Below are 16,036 nucleotides of genomic sequence, written 5' to 3'. Positions count from 1 at the left end.
ATTTTACTGTTTTTCCGCGGCAAAATCCATGACGACGAATATGGCGCGGGCGCGGCCAACCCCTCCCGCGCCTACAACACCACGCTGCGGCCGCCGTCCACCGCCAGAATCTGGCCGGTAACGTAGCCGGCGTCCAACAGCAGGAAAGCCACTGCCTGGGCGATGTCTTCCGGCACCCCGGTGCGGCGCAGGGGAATGCTGGCCTCTATCGCCGCGCGCTCCGCCGCATCGAAAGAGGCGTCGTCCTCCGGCCACAGATTCACCCCGGGCGAAACGCCGTTGACCCGCACCGTCGGCGCCAGCTCTATCGCCAGGCTGCGAATCAGCTGGGCGTGGCCGGCCTTGGCCAGGTTGTAAACCACGTGCCGAGCCATCGGCCGCTCCACATGGATATCGGCGATGCCGACAATGGCCCCGCGACGCTTGGCCAGCTCGGGCGCCAGCGCCTGGGACAGGAATAAAGGCGCCTTCAGATTGCTGCCCATCAGATCATGCCAGGCCGCCTCGTCGATCCGGCCCACCTCGGTGGGGAAGAAACTGGACGCGTTGTTCACCAAGCCGTCCAGCCGTCCGAACGCCGCCACCGCCTGCGCCGCCAGCGCCGGCAACGCCGCCGTGTCCAGCAAATCGCCCTGCAGCAGCCGCGCGGAGTCCGGCCGCGCCGCGTTCAACTCCGCCGCCAAGGCTTCCGCCTCGCCGCGCGAACCGCGATAGTGCAGCACAACCCGCAGGCCGCGCGCATGCAAATGGCGGGCGATGCCCGCGCCCACGCGCCGCGCCGCGCCACTGATCAGCGCCACTCGCTGTTCCCCTGTCGTCCCCTGATCCGCCATTCCCGCTCCTCTGAATCGCCGCCTGCCGCCGCAGGCTCCCATACACGCGTTGCGCCGCGATGACGCCGGCGCAGCTCACTTCTTGCCCATGCAGGGCTGGGCCACCGCCAGAGCCTGGCCGGACTGCGGCAAGGCGAAACGCGCCACCAGCTTGCCGTGCTTGCGGCTGGCGCCGTCTATCGTCACCAGCAGCTCCTTGTGCGTGGCGGATTGCCAGGCGAAGAACTCGCCCCGCGACGGCCACTCGAACACAAAGCGGCCGCTCGCCTCGTACCAGCCGGCAAAATGACTGTCCATGCTGCGGCGCAGCCCGCTCACGCTCAGTTTCAGCTTGCGGCGCTCGCCCAGGCCGCCCGGTCCCTCGAACGGACGCACGTCCCAACCGCCCAGTTGGTCGGACACATGCAGCGACAGCCGCAGCGGCGGGCTGTCGGCCCGGCAGGCCAGCTCCAGCCTCGCCGGAAAACGACTGCGCCCCACCGTCGCCTCGCCGTCCAGGCTGGCCACCTGCAAGGGGTTGTCCGGATACGGCTTGCTCACCGTCCACTGCGGCGCCGCCAGCGCCGGCCCCAGCAACAGGCCGCCCGCGCAGCCGGCCATCCAACGGTAAAATCCGCTCACCCTCTTCTCCTGTCCCTCAGTTTCCACCACAATCGCGGCACATTGTAGCAGGATGACCGCCATGACCACCTTACCCGCCGCCAGCGCCGACGCGCTGGCCATCAGCCAAAGCCTTGTCCACGCCATCCAGGCGGAAATCCGCCAGCGCGGCGGCTGGATGCCGTTCTCCCGCTACATGGAACTGGCGCTGTACGCGCCCGGCCTCGGCTACTACGTCGCCGGCAGCCGTAAACTGGGCGCGGCCGGCGACTTCACCACCGCGCCGGAAATGAGCGCCTTGTTCGGCCGCGCGCTGGCGCGCCAGCTGGCGGAGCTGCTGCCGCAAACCGCCAACATTCTCTACGAATTCGGCGCCGGCACCGGCAAGCTCGCCATCGACATCCTCGGCGAACTGCAAGCGCTGGACGCGCTGCCGGAACGCTATTGCATCGTCGACCTGTCGCCGGACCTGATCGAGCGCCAGCAACACAATATCCGCCAGGCGCTGCCTCATCTGGCCGAGCGCGTGCAGTGGCTGGATCAGTTGCCGGAGCAACTGGACGGCGTGATCATCGGCAACGAAGTGCTGGACGCCATGCCCTGCGAGCTGATCCACTGGACCCCCGAACCGCAACAGCGCGGCGTGGGGCTGGACGGCGAACGCTTCGTCTGGGCGGACCGCGCCATCGAAGACCCGCAACTACTGCAACTGGCCCAGGCCATCCAGCCGCGTCACGACGACTATGTTTCCGAAATCAGCCCGGCCAATATCGGTTTCCTCCACACCCTGGCGCGGAAGCTGGCGCGCGGCGCCGTGCTGCTGCTGGATTACGGCTTCCCCGCTGCCGAGTACTATCACCCGCAGCGCCATATGGGCACGCTGATAGGCCATTACCGCCACCATACCGTGGACGATCCCTTCTTCCTGCCCGGCCTGATGGACTTGACCTGCCACGTCGATTTCAGCGCGGTGGCCCAGGCCGGCATAGACGCCGGCCTGGACCTGATCGGCTACACCACCCAGGCTCAATTCCTGATCAACGCCGGCATCACCCAATTGCTGGAGCAACTGGACCCGGCCGACGCCGCCGGCTATCTGCCGCACGCCGCCGCGGTGCAGAAGCTGCTGTCTCCGTCGGAAATGGGTGAGTTGTTCAAGGCCATAGGCTTCGGCAAAAACATCAGCATAGACTGGAGCGGTTTCCTGCGCGGCGACCGCTGCTACACCCTGTAAGCCGGCCGCCGCGAGAATCTTGTTGACAGCCTGCTTTCGGCTGCGTATATTTCGCGTCTCGGTGCACTCGTGCATCGAAAACGTGGCGAATTAGCTCAGTCGGTTAGAGCGACGGAATCATAATCCGCAGGTCCGGGGTTCGAGTCCCTGATTCGCCACCACAGTTTGCGAAGAGTTGTTTTCGACAAGTCTTCACGGCGAATTAGCTCAGTCGGTTAGAGCGACGGAATCATAATCCGCAGGTCCGGGGTTCGAGTCCCTGATTCGCCACCAAAATGAAAAGGGTCAGCGCAAGCTGACCCTTTTCGCATTCCCGCCGTCTTCGGCCCCTTCCCGTTTATCCACAGATCCGCACGACTACGCAAAGTTATCCCCAGCCTTCGCCCGGCTATAGTAAAGCATCCCCCGCCGGAGCCTCGCCATGCGCCGACTTTTCCGCCTCGCCGTCCACGGCCTGGCCTCTGCCGCGGCGCTATGCGCCGGACCGGTCCTGGCCGCGCCTCAGCCGGCCGTCAGCATCTGCAGCCGGGAGTTGAGCGTAGGCTGGGACAGTTGGCCCCCTTACCACTACCTGTCCGCGCGCCAACAGCTGGACGGCTACTCCGTCGCCGTGCTCAACGAAGCCGCGCGCCGGACCGGCTGCCGACTCAACTATCAGCAAATGCCCTGGCCGCGCACCTTGCTGAGCCTGAAAAACGGATTGGTGGACTTGGCGATGGAAGCGCTGAAAACGCCTGAGCGCGAATCTTTCGCCCGCTTCGTCTGGGCCTACAGCCCCACCACCGTGCGTTTGTGGGGCCTGCGCAGCCGCGCCGCGCAATGGCCGACGCACCGGCTGGAGGACCTGGGCAAGCACGGCCAGCTCATCCTCGGCGTCACCCGCGGCGACAGCTACGGGGCGAACATCGACGCCTGGCTGAAACTGCCGCCACCCACGGTCAGCGTGGACATCGGGCCGACGCTGGACATCAATATCCAAAAACTGCGGGCCAAGCGGCTAGACCTGTTGCTGGCCAATAGCGCCACCCTGCGCGCGGCGCTGCAGGCCCAGCCTGCGGGACCGGAGATCGTGCCGCTCGCCCCGGTCTGGAATATCGGCGGCGCCTATTTCATCTTCAGCAAAAGCAGCGTGCCGCGGCCGGTGGTGGACGCCTTTCAGCAAGCCTTGACCGGCATGCGGCGGGACGGCTCAATCCAGGCTCTGTACCAGCAACACTTCGAAGCGCCGTATCCGGAGGAATAAGCCGGGTCGGCCGCCTCAATCCTCGCCGCCGCCCTGTAGCCGTTCCGCCAGCGGCAGCAGCAGTGTTTCCGCCAGTTGCGCGAACAGAGGATCGTCCAGCGGCTGCTGATGGCGAAAGGCCAGCGCGATCGCGGCCTCGTCCTTTTGCGCCATGCCGCCTTCGCGGACAAAGCTTGGATCCCACTTCTCCAGCGCCTTCTGCATCGCCTTGTCGCGCCGCTCCGGCTCCGCGGCCAAGGCCTCGGCGTAAGCCCAACTAGTGCGGCCGAACCAGGGCAAGGGCTGATCCTGCCCCTGACGCCAACGCGCCAGCCACGGCTCCAGCAAGGCCAAGGCCTCCGGCTCGTCCTCCAACAGCAGGCTGCCGGCATCGTCGTAACAGACGGTGCGGCAGGCCACGCCCGGCGGCCGCGCCGCGCACAGAATCAGGTGGCTCAGCCACAGGGCCACGCGCTGAGCGGCGTTGATCTTGCCGACGACAAAGTCCAGCTGACCTTCGGGACGCAGCCCGGTGAGCTCGCCCACCAGGGTGAGACCGGCCGCGTGCAGATGGACCGGCTGCGGCGGCAGAACGTCCCGGCTCAGAGCGGCCGGCAGCCGCGCCGCCAGCTTGACGCTGGAACGCGCTTCCTCCACCAGCCAGGCCCGGCCCAGCGCGGCCGGCGGCAATAGGCCGGCGGCGGCGACGCGCTCGCGCACCGGCGCTTGCGGACGGCGGTGCAACATGGCGTCCACCAGTTGCCTGCGCACCGCCTGGCTGGCGTCGCCGTCCACGGCGAAGGGCTCGCGCACCGGCAATTCCTCGTCGCCGCCAAACAGACGGATGGCGAGCCGGTCCGCCAGCCAGGCGCGCACCGGATTGCGCCAGAAGCGGATGAAATCATGCAGATTGACCACGCCGCTGAGCGCCGCCGGCGGCAAAACGCCGGCGAAGGAACGCGGCGCGGCCTCCGGCTGCGACAAGGCCGCGGCGAAGGTGGGCTCGAAACTGGCCAGCCGCGGATCCGCGCCGTCGTAGGCGGCGGGCGAAAATGGCTGCAGCGGATGGCGCACCGTCAAGGTCCGGCCGAGATCCTGGCCGCACATGGCGGAGAAGCAGTCCAGCAACTCGGCGATCAGCGGCGACGGCGGCAGGGTTTCTCCGCTGCGGGCGGACTGCCCCACATAGGACAAGTACAGTTTTTCGCGCGCGGAGAGGATGGCCTCCAGAAACAGATAGCGGTCGTCGAAGCGCCGCGAGCGGTCGCCGCGGCGCGGATGGCGCGCCACCAAGTCGAAGCTGACCGGGCGTTCGTCGCGCGGGTAAGCGCCATCGTTCATGCCGATCAGACACAGCACGCGGAAGGGAATGGAGCGCATCGGCACCATCGCGCAGAAGGTGACGCCGCCGGAAAGAAAGCCCAGCGGAGAGGCCAGCGTGAGCTTGCGCTTGAGCCAGTCCCGCACCACCGGCAAGCCCACCTGCTGTTCAAAACCGGCCAGCTCCGCGTCCTCCGCCAATTCCGCCAGCGCGCCGCGCAGGACTTCCAGCGCTTTCTCGTCGTCGGCGTCGGCGTCGAACAAACGCTCGCAAGCCTGCTGCAGCCGCTCCGCCCACCGCGCAGGGCTGGCCGGGAGCGCCCATTCCTCCGCCGCCCGTTCCAGTTCGCTGTAGTAAGCGGCGAAACGCCCCAGCGCTTCCGCCAGCTGGCCCTGAGCGCTGCTATGCGGCAGCAGGCCGGCGTACAGGCCGCTGTCGTCTCCGGCCAAGGCCGGCGGCAACACCGCGCCCAGCAGCAGCCGGTCCAGACCCCAGCGCCAGGTAAACACGGGATCCGCCGGCAAGCCCAGCGCCGCCTTGTGCGCGGCGTCCCGCCCCCAGCGGATGCCGGCTTCCCGCGCCCATTGACGCACAAAGGGCACGTCGGCGTCGTCCAAGCCAAAGCGGCGCAGCAGAGCCGGCGCGTCCAGCAAGGCCAGCACCTGATCGGCGGCGAAGCGGGAGTCCGCCAGATCCAGCAAGGCGGCGTAGCTGGCCAGCAACGGTTCTTCCCGCGCGATGCGGCGGTCGGCGATGCTGTAAGGGATATCCGGCGCCGCGTCCTCCTGCGGACGGGCGCCGAATACGGCGTCGATATAGGGCGCGTAGCTATTGATGTCCGGCGTCAGCACCGCCACGTCGGCGGGATTGAGACTCGGGTCGTCGCGGAACATCGCCAGCAAGCGGTCTTTCAACACCTCCAATTCGCGCATCGGCCCGTGGGCGGCGTGGATCTGCACCGACTCGTCGTCCGCCGCCAGCGGCCGCGGCGCGTCCTTGGGGTCGTTCAATTGCAGGATGTCGCGTTGCAGCCTCGCCAGCAGCGCATCGCCGCGCGGGGCGTCGAACAAGGGGCGCGCGTCCAGTTCGCTGTCTTCGGCGATCAACTCGAAAAAATCACGCCCCTGTTTGCCCAAGGAGGCCAATAAGGGATGGCCCTCGGTGGCGAACAAATCGCCCTTTTGCCGCAGCTTGAGCTTGCGGCGTGCGTCGACGATGTCGCCCCAATACGCTTCGCAGGGATTGAGGGTGAACAGGCAGACGTCGGTGAGTTGGGACAGGCGCTTGACCAGGGCCAGATACATGGGCGCCAGGCTGGCGATGCCGAACAGCGTCACTCGTTCCGGCAAGTGCTCGGCCTTCAGTTCGGCGAAGAATTCATCCAGCATGCGCACGCGATGGCGGCTGGAATCGCTGTCGGCCAGCCGCCGCCACAGCGCGGCCTGCCAGGCTTCGTCCTCGCCCAAGTCCTGCAACTGGCCGGCCTCCCAACCGCGGATCCAATCCGGCCGAAACACCAAGTATTGGTCGAAGATGTCCGCCACTTTGCCGGCCAGCTCGAAACAGGCGGCCTCGCCGCCCTCCAGATAGCGCGACAGAGCGAGAAAAGGCTCGCCCTCCAGCGTGGGCAGCAGCTCCATCAGCCGCCAGCTCAGCACTTCCGGCGCAAACGAGGACTTGCGCGGCAGCTCCGGCATCACCCGCTGCATCAGCCTCCAGGCGAAGGCCGCCGGCAACACAAAGTCCAGATTGGCGGCCACGCCGTTGCTGCGCGCCAGGTCCAGCGTGATCCAGCGCCCCATGCCGCGACTCTGCACGATCACGGTTTCCGGCGCGAAGGGATCAGACAGCGGCAAGCTCTGGCTCATGCCGCAAAACAGCTGGCCCAATTGCTCCAAGCGGTTGGACTGGTAAAGAAGCAGCATGAGGGAATCGACGGGTGGTGAAATCAGGCCAAGTGTAGCATCCGCGGCCCGGATCGACCGCATGCGCCGCGCGCGGCAGATTATGCCGAGCCGCAACGTATCGGCGGCGGCTTGCATCTCGACAGGATATTTACAAAGCATATTGATGCCAATCAATACCAATATGGATCCAATAACGCTAAAATATGACGTTTATTTAACAAGGCGATGTCGTGAGCGCATTCGTCCGGCCTCAAGGCCATTCCGGCTTCACCCTGATCGAGATGATGGTGGTGGCCGCCATCGTCGGCATCCTGCTCTTGGTGGCGGTGCCGTCCTACCAGCGCCACGTGCAGGCCGCCAAGGCCAATACCGCCAAGAGCGACCTGATGGCCTTGAGCCTGGCCTTGGAAAATCACAAACTGCTGCACTTGGCTTACCCCACCGCCAGCGCGGACAACGCCAGCGCCATCCGCGCCGCGCTGGGCAACAACAGCTGGCAGCCGGCGCAGCCTGAATTCAACTATCGCTACCAACCCCAGGGCGGCAGCTTCCTGCTCACCGCCAGCGGCGTCAGCCCGCAGCTGTCCGGCTGCGTGCTGAAGCTCGACGGCGCGGATCAAAGCGCCAACACCAGCAGCGCCGACTGCCGGACCCAATGGTGACCCAACCCCGCCGCCAAAGCGGGCTGACCCTGATGGAATTGTGCGCGACGCTGGCGCTGATCAGCCTGTTGGCGCTGCTCAGCGTGCCGCTGGCGCAAGGCTGGAGCGACGCCCACAAACTGGCGCTGGGCCGCAGCCAGTTGGCGCGGGCCTACGCCCAAACCCAGGCCGCGGCGCTGAGCAACCCGCAGGCGGCGCCGCCGGACCAGGCGGCCGCGGTGTTGATGTCCAGCGCCGAAGGCCAGTTATGCGTATTCGCCGGCGCGCCGGCCAGCGGTACCCAGGGCGAGCGCTGCCACGGCGCGGCGCTGTGGCGCGCCGCCGCGCCCCGCCCGGTGACGCTGGGGACAAGCTGCCTGACGACGCCCGCCGCGCAATGCCTGGCCTTGAACAACCAGGGCCAGCCGCTGGCGACGCAAGCGGCCGGCGTAGTCTGCGGCACGCGGCCGGTTTACTGCATTCGCGGGACTCAACAGGAGCTCAGCGGTGACTTATAAGGCGCAAAGCGGCGTCAGCCTGCTGGAAAGCCTGATCGCCATGTTGCTGCTGATGCTGACCGGCCTGGGCATCGTTTTCGTCAATGTGCGGAGTCTGGGCAGCCAACAGCAGTTGCAACAGCACGCGCTGGCCCTAAGCAAGGCGCGGGAACAGCTGCAACAGGGCGGCCTGCCCTGCGACAGCGCCGACGACTGGCCGCTGGCCAGCGGCGTCAGCGCCACTGCGCGGCTGGCCTGCCGTTCCACGCCCGCGGTGACGCTGCGCGGCCAAGCGCAAAACGGCGGCGCCAAGATCTCCGCCAAGGCCGCGCTGCGCGGCCAAACCTTGCAACTGCGGGATGCGGCCTCGTCCACCCTAAGCCTGAGCAATCATGAATAAACTCGCCTCTGGCTTTAGCCTGCTGGAGCTCTTGATCGGCATGCTGCTGGCGCTGATCACCACGCTGGCGATGCTGACTCTGTATCGACAGACTGCGCGCAGCGTGTTCGACCCGGACCAAGGCAGCGCCAAACTGGCGCAGCGGGACAGCCAGTTGATGGCGGCCTTGCTTAGCGTGCAGCAGCAGGCGCAGGAAGCCGGCTTCGGCGCCGGCGGCGGCCGCGAACAGAACCTGCAGCTGCTGTCGATAAGCGATTTGCGCCTGGACGCCGACGGCGCCGTCACCGCGCTCAGCGCCGCGCCGGTGGCCTCCGGCAGCGCCAACGCCGTGGTGTGGCGCTATCGCCCGCAGCTGGACGCCGGCGCTTACGCCTGCCGCGGCGTGGCCCGGCTGGGCGAGGCCGGGCAGAACAGCGTCGTGTACCAGCTGCAAGCCGACGACTGCGCCGTCATCTCAGACGCGCTAAGCCAGCCTTCGCAATGGCGGGCACGGGCGCTGACCGGGCCGCTGCCGCCGCGCCATAGGCTCAACATGGCTTTGCGGCTGGAACAGCCCTGCTGGCCCTATGCGGCGGCAACGGCGGCCAGCCAGACCTTTCCCCAACTGCTGCTCAACTACGACAACGCGCAACAAGGCGAGAGCCGCAGCTTCGCCAGCTGTCTGACCAATCTGGCGGCCCCCGCATGAAGGCCCGCCCCCTCCCGCCGCGCCGGCAACGCGGCGTCGCCGCGGTACTGATGGTGCTGCTCACCGGCATGGCCCTGACCGCGCTGGCCCTGGGCGGCATGCACCACCTGCGTGGCCAGCAGGAACTGACCCGCTCCTTGCGCGGCAATAGCGAAGCGCAGTGGCGCGCCTGGACAGGCGCGGAATTGGTGCGGCAATACCTGTCGGCGCTGACGCCGGCGCAAATTAAGGCGCTGGAACGGGACGGCGCGGCGCTGAGCCTGGACCGCGCCAGCTTGCCGCTGGAAAGCCAGGCGCTGGCCGACGCTCTCCAGATCAAGCTGCTGCCGGCGCCGCGCGCCGCCGGCGCCGTGATCGAAGACGACAAGGTCGCCGCCTGGATCACCGCCCGCAGCGGCGACGCCACGGTGACGCTGGAAGTGGTCTACCAATTGAACGGCGCGCCGCCACCACCGGCCGCCAACGCCGCGGCGCAAATCCGCGGCGGCCTGTCCACCAGCGGCAATATTGTGGTCACCGGCGCCAAGGACGCGCTCTTGCAAGTGGAGGGTGCGGTGGACACCAGCGGCAGCCTGAGCGGCGTCAGCGCGATCCAGGCCACCGGCGACATCCTGTTCCAGGGCAATCCGGCCCGCGGCGACGGCCAGGCCCCGCTCAGCCTGTGGAGCAACGGCGACATCCGCGTCAACAGCGGCCAGTTCCTGACGCTGAAAGCGCGCGGCAACATCGTCATGGGCAGCGGCAGCGACGTGGAAACCGCCGCCGCCAACGGCGCGATCGGCAGCAGCGGCGAACGGGTGGGCCGGCTGGCCGCCATCGGCGACGTGACCCTGGCCGGCAACGTCGCCGTTTCCGCGCAATTGCTGAGCCAAGGCGATGTGCGCACCAGCAGCAGCAATCGGCTAAACGCCTTGCGCGCCCAGGGCCTGCTGGACAGCCGCGGCAACGCCAACATCGACGACGGCCTCATCGGCGGCGCCTTCACCCACAACGGCGCGCCGATCTTCGACGCCGCCGGCCAACCGCGCCAAGCGCCGCCGAACACCGTGCGGGTACGCCATCAGGCCGGGCTGAAAGTGCCGCTGGAACCGGTGCCCGAGTTCCGACTGGGCGCGACCCGCATCAACGCCAACGATTACCGCGATGCCGCCAACCTCATCGTCTACTGGGATGCGGCGGACCGTTCCTCCGACGCCTTGCAGCGCATCCGCGTCCGGCTGCAACACGTGGCCGGCGTACCGGACGGCGCGGTCTACCGGCTGGGCCGGCAGCGGACCGACGACTGGCAGCGCAACGATCTATGCCCGGCCTTGCAGGCCGACGGCAAGCGCTGCGCCCCGGTGGCCGGCCAGCCGGCCTTGCGACTATGCGAGAGCGACGCGGAGAGCTGCTTGTCCGGCAGCACCACACAGCAATGGCTGCTGCGCCTCAAGCCGCCTCAGGGCATGCTGCCCGGCGTGGCGTTGTTCGAAGGCAATCTGTCGCTGTACGGCCGGCTGGATAACGCCATTCTCGCCACCGGCCACATCGAAACCAGCAGCAATGTGGAACTGTGGAGCCTGCGTCAGGCCGGCGCGGCGCGCGTGTGCCGCAGCCCGGACTTCCCGGACGTCTATCCGCTGAACCATTGCGGCGCGGACCGGAACTCGCTGCGTGAATCCCCGCTGCTCGGCATCGCCCTGCTGGCCGGCGGCTACAACGTCGCCCAGGCCTTCGGCGGCGGCAAAATCCGGCTGGGCGCCAGCAACCGCATCCACGGCGCGGTACTGGCCGGCGACACCCTGGACACCGCCGGCAGCACGCATATCTTCGGCCCGGTCAGCGCGGGGCTTCAAAGCCGCCCGCCCGGCGCGCCGCCGCCCTCCCGACCGCTGAACAGCCTGGGCGCGGAAACCGTGATCGACATCAGCGGTCAGAACGGTTTGCCGGGCGAAGGCGGCGGCACGCCGAACCCGCAAACGGGCGCGGCCCGGGTATTATGGGCGCGCTATCGTTAAGCGCACTCACCCCCTAGAGCTTGCCCAAGGTTTCACCAAGCGCAGCGGACATTGAACAGTTTTTTAACTTCCGGACGCCTATGTACCCTTATCTGATCGTCAAACACGCCCACATGGGCTTCGCCTACCTCTCGATCATGCTGTTCGCCGTGCGCGGCGGCCTGATGCTGGGCGGCAAACAGCACATCCTGGCGCTGAAGCCGGTGCGCATCCTGCCCCACGTCGTCGACACCCTGCTGCTGGGCTGTGCCATCGCGCTGGTGGTCATGGGCGGCTGGCCCATTCTGCAAAGCCCCTGGCTGCTGGCCAAGATCGTCGGCCTGGTGCTCTACGTGGCGCTGGGCACCATCGCGCTGCGCCGCGGCAAAACCCCGCAAACCCGCTTGATCGCCTTCCTCTGCGCGCTGGCGACGGTGTTCTACATTGTGCTGGTGGCCAAGACCAAGATGGTCTTCCCTTTCTTCTAGGCCCTCCGCCTGCGCTTGACCCAGAACAAGGCCCCGCGACGCGGGGCTTGTTATCGTCGGCGGGTTTTAAACCGGACCGACCAAGATGGCTCTGCACACATCCCTGCCCGAGCTGGTCTGCCCCGCCGGCAGCCTGCCGGCGCTCAAGGCCGCGGTGGACAACGGCGCCGACACCGTTTACCTGGGCCTTAAAAACCAGACCAACGCCCGCAACTTCGCCGGGCTGAATTTCGACGACGCCAGCGCGCGCGAAGGCATCGCCTACGCGCATCGCCACGGCCGCAAAGTGCTGCTGGCGATCAACACCTTCGCCCAAGGCGCCGATGCCGGCCGCTGGCGCGCGGCGGTGGACCAGGGCGCGGCGCTGGGCGCCGATGCGCTGATCCTGGCCGACCTGGGCCTGATGGCCTATGCAGCAGAACGCCACCCTGAGCTGCGCCTGCACATGTCGGTGCAAAGCTCGGCCACTAATTACGAAGCCATCAATCTGGCGCGCGACATGTTCGGCATCCGCCGCGCGGTGCTCCCTCGGGTGCTGACCCTGGATCAGGTGCGCCACGTGATCGAACACACCGACGTCGAGATCGAAGTCTTCGGCTTCGGCAGCCTGTGCGTGATGGTGGAAGGCCGCTGTCAGCTGTCCAGCTACGCCACCGGCGAATCGCCCAACACACACGGGGTGTGCTCGCCGGCCAAGTTTGTGCGCTGGGAGCCGGACGGGCAGCGCATGAACGCCCGCCTCAACCACATCCTGATCGACAGCTACCGCGACGACGAACCCGCCGGCTACCCCACGCTGTGCAAGGGCCGTTTCCAGGTTCGCGACGAAACCTATTACGCGCTGGAAGAACCCACCAGCCTCAATGTGCTGGACATGCTGCCGCAAATCATCGCCAGCGGCGTCGCCGCGATCAAGGTGGAAGGGCGCCAGCGCAGCCCGGCCTACGTGGCTCAGGTGACGCGAGCGCTGCGCGAAGCGCTGGACGCCGCCGGCCGCGACGGCGCGCGCTTCCAGGCGCGCCCGGCCTGGCACCAGGCGCTGAACAAAGTGTCGGAAGGGCAACAGCAAACGCTGGGCGCCTACAACCGGCCGTGGAAATGAGCGCCGCCCCCATGGAAAACCGCCAATGACAAGCCTTAATCTGCAATTGACGCTGGGCCCGGTGCTGTTCTTCTGGCCGCGCGACACCCTGCTGGACTTCTACGCCGCCGCCGCCGACTGGCCGCTGGACCGGATCTATCTGGGCGAAGTGGTGTGCTCGCGCCGCCAGCAGATGCGGCCGCAGGACTGGATCTCCTTGGCGCGCGACCTGGCCGCCGCCGGCAAACGCGTCACCCTCAGCTGCCAGGCGCTGCTGGAGAGCGAATCCGATCTGCGCCGCGCGCGCCAATTGGCCGCCAACGGCGACATCGCGCTGGAGGCCAACGATCTGGGCTCGATCAAGCTGGCGCGGGAACACGGCCTGCCCTTCGTCGCCGGCCCGCATCTCAACATCTACAACGCCGACACCCTGAAGCTGATCCGCGACTGGGGCGCCGAGCGCTGGGTGCCGCCGGTGGAAATGGACCGCGCCACCTTGGCTCAACTGCTGGCCCGCTACGCCGAGATCGGCGCGCCCATCGCCACCGAGTTGTTCGCCTGGGGCAAGCTGCCGCTGGCGCTGTCCGCGCGTTGCTTCACCGCCCGTCATTACAATCTGAGCAAGGATGACTGCCAGTTCCGCTGCCTGGAACACCCGGACGGGCTGACCATGCGCACCCAGGACCAGCAGGACTTCCTCACCCTCAACGGCATCCAGACCCTGTCCGCCGGCTGCCACAGCCTGCTGCCGCATCTACGCGGCCTGGCCGCCATCGGCGTCGACGCCGTGCGCGTCAGTCCGCAGTCGCGCGCCACCGGCGACGTCGTCGCCCTGTTCCGCCAAGCGCTGGACGGCGCCGACCCGGACACGCTGCAAGCCGCCAGCGGACTCCATGCCGACGCCGAACTGGTGGACGGCTATTGGCGCGGCCAGGCCGGCAATCAAGCCATAGGAGCCTCCCATGCGCATTCCTGATCTCGCCCTGCCCTCCGCCGCCGCCGCGCTGCTGTCCCGGCTGCCGGCCGCGCCGCCGGCCTGGCTGCTGGCCGCCAGCCTCAATCAACTGGCCCGGCGCGGCGTACTGCCGGCGGACATGGCGCTGCTGACCGGCCGCCGCTTCGCCATTCGCGTGCTGGACGCCGGCCTGACCCTGCGCTTCCGCGCCGACGAGCAAGGCTTCCGCCGCGACCAGGACGACGAAGCGCCTGATTTGCAGCTCTCCGCCACGCTGGCCGACTTCGCCCGGATGATGCTGCGCGAGGAAGACCCGGACACGCTGTTTTTCCACCGCAAACTGCTGATTGAGGGCGACACCGAGCTGGGGCTCATCGTCAAGAACCTGCTGGACAGCGTGGACTGGAGCGCCACGCCGCTGGCGCGCTTCATGGCCGTTTAATCTCCTGTTCAAAATCTCTAGTGCAAGGACTAAGCAAGGTGAAAACCGCTGAGAAAGCGGAATGTACACGTGGTACATGAGCATTTCGAAGCGGTGCTCGCCGTCTGACGCCTCACGACGCGCAGCAAGTCGTAAACAGGTTCTGATAAGGTGCTGCCGGCACGCGCGCCTTGTGGCCGAGCCAAGTTTGGGCTAATCCGAAAAGAATCAACGCAATCTAGCCGCCTCCCGGCGGCCTGCACTCATCGGAAACGGCCCAAGCCCCATGAAGTCACGCCTGTTCAGCCTGCGGCAGATCTTGCTCGACTTGGCCACCCTGCTCCTGGCCAATCTGCTGATATTCTGGCTGGCAGAACGTTACCAATGGCTGAACTCCGGCGATGGCAATGCGCAAACCATGGCGCTGGCCCTGCTGCTTTGCGTCAACCTGGCCGTATCGCTAGCGCTGTTCGCCTACCGCCGCGCCCGCGAATCCCACGCCATGCTGCAAGAGCTCAACACCCTCGCCGGCCAAGACGCGGTCACCGGCCTGGCCAACCGCCGCCAGGCCAACACCATTCTGGAACGCGAAACCGAGCGCTCCTACCGCACCCGCAGGCCGTTCTCGGTGCTGCTGTTGGACATCGACCACTTCAAGGACGTCAACGACAATTACGGCCACCTGGCCGGCGACCAAGTGCTGGCCGCCTTCGGCGAACTACTACAAAAACGCGCGCGCCAGTTGGACACCGTGGCGCGCTGGGGCGGCGACGAATTCCTGTTGATTTGCCCGGAAACCGAGCAGAGCGGCGCGATGGCGCTGGCCGATGATATCCGTCAGCGCTTGGCGCAGACCGAACTGCCGGCGGTGAATCGCTTGACCGCCAGCATCGGCGTGGCCACCCAAACCGTGGACGACATGCCGGAAACCCTGCTGCACCGCGCCGACATGTATCTGTACGCGGCCAAGAACGCGGGCCGCAACCGCGCGGTGGGCGAAGCCGGCAGCGCCAACCGCGAACGCCGCCTCGCCCCCGACGACTAACTCACAGCCCCAAGCGGTCCCTGAGCCCATACCACCACGCGCCCATGGTCAGCATCGGCACGCGGAACGCGCGTCCGCCGGGGAAGGGATAGTGCGGCAGGCCGGCGAAACGATCAAAGCGCCGGCTGTCGCCGTCGATGGCCTCCGCCAGCAAACGCCCGGCCAGATGGGTGTAAGTCACTCCGTGGCCGCTGCATCCCTGCGAGTAATAGACATTGTCGCCGATGCGCCCGGCCTGCGGCAGCCGCGACAAGGTCAGCGAGAAATTGCCGGTCCAGCCGAACTCGATCTTGTAATCCGCCAGCTGCGGAAAGGTTTTCAACATCTTGGGGCGAATCAGCCGCTCCACCTCGCCCGGATCGCGCGCGCCGTACACGGTGCCGCCGCCGTACAAGAGCCGGTTGTCGGCGGTCAGCCGGTAATAGTCCAACAGGAAATTGCAATCCTCGACGCAGTGGTCACCTGGCAACAGGCTCTTGGCCAGCGCTTCCGGCAAGCGCTCGGTCGTCAGCACCTGGGTGCCGCAAGGCAGACTCTTCTCCGCCAGCGCCGGCAATAGATCGCCCAGATAAGCGTTGCCGGCCACCACCAGGAAGCGGCAACTGATCTCGCCGCCGGCGGTTTCCACCCTCACCCGCCCGCCCGGATGAATCTTCAGCGCCGCAGACTGCTCGAAAATCCGCCCGCCCAGGGACTCCAGCGCCGCCGCTTCGCCCAACGCCAGGTT

Annotated in this window: 16 protein-coding genes and 2 tRNA genes; 14 read left to right on the top strand and 4 right to left on the bottom strand. The window is 67.3% G+C overall.

Annotation, left to right across the window (positions count from 1 at the left end; translation table 11 throughout):
• Positions 1–71: 71 nt before the first annotated feature.
• Together HA052_RS20310 and HA052_RS20305 are read right to left on the bottom strand one after the other, a co-directional pair.
• Positions 72–833 carry a pteridine reductase gene (locus HA052_RS20310; RefSeq protein WP_166453324.1) on the bottom strand — a complete coding sequence of 254 codons (762 nt, stop codon included), beginning with the start codon at positions 831–833 and terminating at the stop codon, positions 72–74.
• Positions 834–908: 75 nt separating this feature from the next.
• The gene (locus HA052_RS20305) at positions 909–1,454 is read right to left on the bottom strand and encodes a hypothetical protein (RefSeq protein ID WP_166453323.1); all 546 of its coding nucleotides are present in this window, start codon (positions 1,452–1,454) and stop codon (positions 909–911) included.
• A 61-nt stretch (positions 1,455–1,515) separates the two neighbouring features.
• Between HA052_RS20305 and HA052_RS20300 the strand changes: the two genes are divergently transcribed.
• From HA052_RS20300 to HA052_RS20285, 4 genes are all read left to right on the top strand, one after another.
• A complete protein-coding gene (locus HA052_RS20300) occupies positions 1,516–2,667 on the top strand; it encodes a class I SAM-dependent methyltransferase (protein ID WP_166453322.1) in 1,152 nt (383 codons plus the stop codon).
• Between the two features lie 84 nt (positions 2,668–2,751).
• Positions 2,752–2,828 (top strand) — tRNA-Met (locus HA052_RS20295).
• 35 nt (positions 2,829–2,863) lie between these two features.
• Positions 2,864–2,940 (top strand) — tRNA-Met (locus HA052_RS20290).
• A 148-nt stretch (positions 2,941–3,088) separates the two neighbouring features.
• Positions 3,089–3,910 (top strand): substrate-binding periplasmic protein, encoded by an 822-nt coding sequence (locus HA052_RS20285; protein WP_166453321.1) that lies wholly within the window; start codon positions 3,089–3,091, stop codon positions 3,908–3,910.
• 15 nt (positions 3,911–3,925) lie between these two features.
• On the opposite strand, the gene recC is transcribed toward HA052_RS20285, so the two are convergent.
• On the bottom strand, positions 3,926–7,135 hold the full coding sequence (gene recC / locus HA052_RS20280) for an exodeoxyribonuclease V subunit gamma (RefSeq protein WP_166453320.1): 3,210 nt from the start codon (positions 7,133–7,135) through the stop codon (positions 3,926–3,928).
• Positions 7,136–7,347: 212 nt separating this feature from the next.
• Here recC and HA052_RS20275 point away from each other — a divergent pair, with 212 nt between their 5' ends.
• The 10 genes from HA052_RS20275 (at position 7,348) to HA052_RS20230 (ending at position 15,309) form a co-directional block, all read left to right on the top strand.
• Positions 7,348–7,779, top strand: coding sequence for a type IV pilin protein (locus HA052_RS20275; RefSeq protein ID WP_081546408.1), 432 nt, complete (start codon positions 7,348–7,350; stop codon positions 7,777–7,779).
• Positions 7,776–8,276: a hypothetical protein gene (locus HA052_RS20270; RefSeq protein WP_166453319.1), complete on the top strand. Its 501-nt coding sequence runs from the start codon at positions 7,776–7,778 to the stop codon at positions 8,274–8,276. Before HA052_RS20275 ends, HA052_RS20270 begins: the two co-directional genes overlap by 4 nt.
• Positions 8,266–8,655, top strand: a complete 390-nt coding sequence (locus tag HA052_RS20265) for a hypothetical protein (RefSeq protein ID WP_166453318.1) — start codon at positions 8,266–8,268, stop codon at positions 8,653–8,655. The genes HA052_RS20270 and HA052_RS20265 overlap by 11 nt, the downstream gene beginning before the upstream one ends.
• Complete coding sequence (locus HA052_RS20260) at positions 8,648–9,343, top strand: hypothetical protein (RefSeq protein WP_166453317.1); 696 nt, start codon at positions 8,648–8,650, stop codon at positions 9,341–9,343. Before HA052_RS20265 ends, HA052_RS20260 begins: the two co-directional genes overlap by 8 nt.
• Complete coding sequence (locus tag HA052_RS20255; protein ID WP_166453316.1) at positions 9,340–11,340, top strand: DUF2345 domain-containing protein; 2,001 nt, start codon at positions 9,340–9,342, stop codon at positions 11,338–11,340. The genes HA052_RS20260 and HA052_RS20255 overlap by 4 nt, the downstream gene beginning before the upstream one ends.
• An 80-nt stretch (positions 11,341–11,420) precedes the next feature.
• Complete coding sequence (locus HA052_RS20250) at positions 11,421–11,807, top strand: SirB2 family protein (RefSeq protein ID WP_166453315.1); 387 nt, start codon at positions 11,421–11,423, stop codon at positions 11,805–11,807.
• Positions 11,808–11,892: 85 nt separating this feature from the next.
• On the top strand, positions 11,893–12,909 hold the full coding sequence (gene ubiU, locus HA052_RS20245) for a ubiquinone anaerobic biosynthesis protein UbiU (RefSeq protein WP_081546398.1): 1,017 nt from the start codon (positions 11,893–11,895) through the stop codon (positions 12,907–12,909).
• Positions 12,910–12,934: 25 nt separating this feature from the next.
• Positions 12,935–13,864 (top strand): U32 family peptidase, encoded by a 930-nt coding sequence (locus tag HA052_RS20240; RefSeq protein WP_166453314.1) that lies wholly within the window; start codon positions 12,935–12,937, stop codon positions 13,862–13,864.
• Positions 13,851–14,285, top strand: coding sequence for a ubiquinone anaerobic biosynthesis accessory factor UbiT (gene ubiT / locus HA052_RS20235; protein WP_081546394.1), 435 nt, complete (start codon positions 13,851–13,853; stop codon positions 14,283–14,285). The genes HA052_RS20240 and ubiT overlap by 14 nt, the downstream gene beginning before the upstream one ends.
• Before the next feature lie 265 nt (positions 14,286–14,550).
• Complete coding sequence (locus HA052_RS20230) at positions 14,551–15,309, top strand: GGDEF domain-containing protein (protein ID WP_081546392.1); 759 nt, start codon at positions 14,551–14,553, stop codon at positions 15,307–15,309.
• A 1-nt stretch (position 15,310) separates the two neighbouring features.
• On the opposite strand, the gene HA052_RS20225 is transcribed toward HA052_RS20230, so the two are convergent.
• Positions 15,311–16,036, bottom strand: a 726-nt coding sequence (locus HA052_RS20225; protein WP_166453313.1) for an NAD(P)/FAD-dependent oxidoreductase, incomplete at its 5' end; no start/stop codon positions are given.

The organism is Chromobacterium fluminis, from assembly GCF_011602385.1.
Taxonomy (GTDB): Bacteria; Pseudomonadota; Gammaproteobacteria; order Burkholderiales; family Chromobacteriaceae; genus Chromobacterium; species Chromobacterium fluminis.
Note: the sequence above shows the minus strand (reverse complement) of the source record. Positions and strands in the feature narration are given on the sequence as shown.

Bases quoted from the DNA above. Each gene is read 5' to 3' on its own strand.
- HA052_RS20310 (WP_166453324.1), bottom strand. From the start codon at position 833: ATGGCGGATCAGGGGACGACAGGGGAACAGCGAGTGGCGCTGATCAGT.
- HA052_RS20300 (WP_166453322.1), top strand. From the start codon at position 1,516: ATGACCACCTTACCCGCCGCCAGCGCCGACGCGCTGGCCATCAGCCAA.
- HA052_RS20285 (WP_166453321.1), top strand. From the start codon at position 3,089: ATGCGCCGACTTTTCCGCCTCGCCGTCCACGGCCTGGCCTCTGCCGCG.
- recC (WP_166453320.1), bottom strand. From the start codon at position 7,135: ATGCTGCTTCTTTACCAGTCCAACCGCTTGGAGCAATTGGGCCAGCTG.
- HA052_RS20260 (WP_166453317.1), top strand. From the start codon at position 8,648: ATGAATAAACTCGCCTCTGGCTTTAGCCTGCTGGAGCTCTTGATCGGC.
- HA052_RS20255 (WP_166453316.1), top strand. From the start codon at position 9,340: ATGAAGGCCCGCCCCCTCCCGCCGCGCCGGCAACGCGGCGTCGCCGCG.
- HA052_RS20250 (WP_166453315.1), top strand. From the start codon at position 11,421: ATGTACCCTTATCTGATCGTCAAACACGCCCACATGGGCTTCGCCTAC.
- ubiU (WP_081546398.1), top strand. From the start codon at position 11,893: ATGGCTCTGCACACATCCCTGCCCGAGCTGGTCTGCCCCGCCGGCAGC.
- HA052_RS20240 (WP_166453314.1), top strand. From the start codon at position 12,935: ATGACAAGCCTTAATCTGCAATTGACGCTGGGCCCGGTGCTGTTCTTC.
- ubiT (WP_081546394.1), top strand. From the start codon at position 13,851: ATGCGCATTCCTGATCTCGCCCTGCCCTCCGCCGCCGCCGCGCTGCTG.
- HA052_RS20230 (WP_081546392.1), top strand. From the start codon at position 14,551: ATGAAGTCACGCCTGTTCAGCCTGCGGCAGATCTTGCTCGACTTGGCC.